The 2795-nt window shown below is 63.6% G+C and carries 3 protein-coding genes; all 3 read right to left on the minus strand.

Going from position 1 to position 2795, the window contains the following annotated elements:
* Positions 1-554: 554 nt before the first annotated feature.
* The 3 genes from F6Q13_RS16795 to F6Q13_RS16805 are packed head-to-tail and all read right to left on the minus strand — an operon-like array spanning position 555 to position 2784.
* On the minus strand, positions 555-1307 hold the full coding sequence (locus tag F6Q13_RS16795) for a DUF6390 family protein (protein WP_293058969.1): 753 nt from the start codon (positions 1305-1307) through the stop codon (positions 555-557).
* Positions 1308-1309: 2 nt separating this feature from the next.
* Entirely contained in the window at positions 1310-2458 is a 1149-nt protein-coding gene (gene hypD / locus F6Q13_RS16800) for a hydrogenase formation protein HypD (protein WP_293058963.1), read from the minus strand.
* 59 nt (positions 2459-2517) lie between these two features.
* Positions 2518-2784, minus strand: coding sequence for a HypC/HybG/HupF family hydrogenase formation chaperone (locus F6Q13_RS16805; protein WP_293058972.1), 267 nt, complete (start codon positions 2782-2784; stop codon positions 2518-2520).
* Between the last annotated feature and the right edge of the window lie 11 nt (positions 2785-2795).

Here is a 2795-nt window from a genome sequence, read left to right on the forward strand (position 1 = left end):
GAAGTGCGTGAGCATAAGCAGCATCGACAAGGTGAGCGGAAACCGACGTCCGGATTCGGTTTCCAGGACCCAGCGCCCGCCCTTCCACGGTTTGTGCGGGTCAACGTGGCACATCCGGCCGAATCCGCTGACGACGCCGATTGACGGGTTGTCGAGTTCACCCTCCAACGGCGCTGGTCCGAGAAGACCCAAAGGTTGCCGGGCGCGGATCGAAAACAGCGCTGCGGTGCCGATGATCTTCCCGGCCCGCAGATCAGCGGAGATATTGGTCAACTCGAGTGCTCCGGCGAAGTCGCGGCATAAGTGATCAAGCCTTCGGTGCAAAATAAGCAGGGCTTCGCGCTCGTGATTGTCTGGCTGTTTGCCGCCACCGAGTAGTTTCCCGAATCGGTCGGCCGCGATTATCAACGCGTCATCGAGGGCTTCAAGGTGAGTGGCCACCAACCGATCGGGTTCTTCGTCGTCGACGACTAGATTCGGCAAGGAGGTCGGTTTACTGTCCGAGGCCACCCAGTAGAAGCCGATCTGGCCGTCACGCTGAACGATTCGGGGTCTCAACGTCTCTGCCTTGCGAGTCGTCGGTTGGTGACTCGGATCTGTCGGTGTGTGCTTTGCGCCAATCTGTCCACTTGTCGAGGTGTGAGGACGTCGCACACCCTGCCCCAGTGGATGGCGACATGTTGACACGGGGTGAGTGCGGGCGGTCCGATGTTTTCTTCGGCGTCGATTTCGACATTCCGCACGACCGGTGTTGTCAATGCGAGACCTTGACCATCCCAAGCTAATTGCCGTGCGCATACCTTGGCTGTCGTGGTGTCAACAGAGAGTACTTTGCCCCAGGTGATGCGGCAGTTGTCGAGGATGGTGAGGGGGTGTTGGTCGAGGCCTTGGCCGAGTAGTCGTGTCCAGGGGTATACGGCGAAGACGTGGAAGTTGTGGTTGGGTGCTGCCTCGGCTGCCAGGTTGGTGTTGAGGTGTGACCAGTAGTGGCCGGCTTGGGGGCCGATGATGGTCAGGAGTTCGGTGAGGAAGGTGGTGGGGTCGAGGTCGGCGGCTATGCCGCCGCCGAGCCAGTAGGATTCGACGAGTCGGTGATCGAGGGGGTCGGGGATGCCGGTGAGGCGGGCCAGTACTTGTAGGTAGGGCCAGGCGCCGGTGAAGGTGGCTGCGGCGGCGCGGATCTGCTCGATGGAGCCGTGGCGCAGGGTGGCGCCCAGTGGGGGGCCGCAGTAGCCCAGCGCGTTGGGGGCGTGGGCGTAGCGGGCGAACATCTGCGCCCCGCGAACATCAACCGACGGCGCGGCCACCGTCACGCCCGCCCGATGGATCCCACCAGTGTGGCGGCGTCGCGGTGGAGGCGCCCGAAGTTGTAGTAGGCCGCGCAGGCGCCCTCCGGGGAGACCATGCAGGTGCCGATGGGGGTTTCGGGGGTGCAGGCGGTGCCGAACACTTTGCATTCCCAGGGTTTGAGCACACCCTTGAGGACTTCGCCGCATTGGCAGGCCTTGGGGTCGGCGACCCGTACTCCGGGCATCGTGTAGCGCTGTTCGGCGTCGAAGTCGGCGTAGTCGTCGTGCAACCGCAGCGCGCTTTGGGAGATGAAGCCCAGCCCGCGCCATTCGAAGTGCGGGCGCAGCGCAAACACTGTGGACATCAGTTTGAGCGCGGCGGGATTGCCGTGTTCGGGCACCACCCGGGCGTACTGGTTTTCCACTTCGCAGCGGCCCTGGCGGATCTGGGTCAGCAGCATCGCCACCGACGCCAAGATGTCGAGTGGTTCGAAACCGGAGACCACCAGGGGTTTGTGGTAGACCTCGGGCACGAACCGATACGGGCGGTTGCCCACGACCGTGGAGACGTGTCCGGGCCCGATGAACCCTGATAGGCGCAGATCCGGGGATTCCAGGATCGCTTTGATCGGCGGCACGATCGTGACGTGGTTGCAAAACACACTGAAGTTGGCCACGCCCAGATCGCGGGCCCGTACCAGGGTCACCGCGGTCGAGGGCGCGGTGGTTTCGAACCCGACCGCGAAAAACACCACCTGCTTGTTGGGGTTATCGACGGCGATCTTCAGCGCATCCAGCGGGGAGTACACAAACCGCACATCAGCCCCGCGGGCCTTGGCGTCGAGCAGGTTACCGTTCGAGCCGGGCACCCGCATCATGTCGCCGAAACAGGTGAAGATCACCTCGGGCTGCGCGGCCAGCCACATCGCGTCGTCGATGCGGCCCATCGGGATCACACACACCGGGCACCCCGGGCCGTGCACCAACTCGACGTTGTCGGGCAGCAGGTGTTCGATACCGTGCCGGTAGATGGTGTGGGTGTGCCCGCCGCAGACCTCCATGAACTTGAAGTGCTCCCCGGCTAACTCGGCGCTGTCGGCCAGCGCCGCGATGGCGCCGATCAACCGGCGGGCCGCCGCCGGGTCACGGAACTCGTCAACGAATCTCATATGGGTACTCCTTAGATGATGGCCGAGATGATGGCCGAGATGATGGCCGAGATGATGGCCTAGATGATGGCTGAAGAGTCGAAGGCTTCGATCTCGCTGGTGTAGGCGTCGCCGAGCTGCTGGATCGCTGTCAACGTTGCCAGTGCTTCGGCCTGGTCGATTTTGGCCATGGCGAACCCGACATGCACCAGCACCCAGTCATCGGGGGCGGGCATGTCGTCTGCGAGCAGCCGCACCGAGATGCTGCGCTGCACCCCGCTGACATCGACGGTGGCCAGATAGTTCTCGGCGTCGCTGATCTGCACGATCCGACCCGGAATCCCCAAACACGTCCCCT

Source organism: Mycobacterium sp., assembly GCF_008709575.1.
Lineage (GTDB): Bacteria > Actinomycetota > Actinomycetes > Mycobacteriales > Mycobacteriaceae > Mycobacterium.

Bases quoted from the DNA above. Each gene is read 5' to 3' on its own strand.
- hypD (WP_293058963.1), bottom strand. From the start codon at position 2,458: ATGAGATTCGTTGACGAGTTCCGTGACCCGGCGGCGGCCCGCCGGTTG.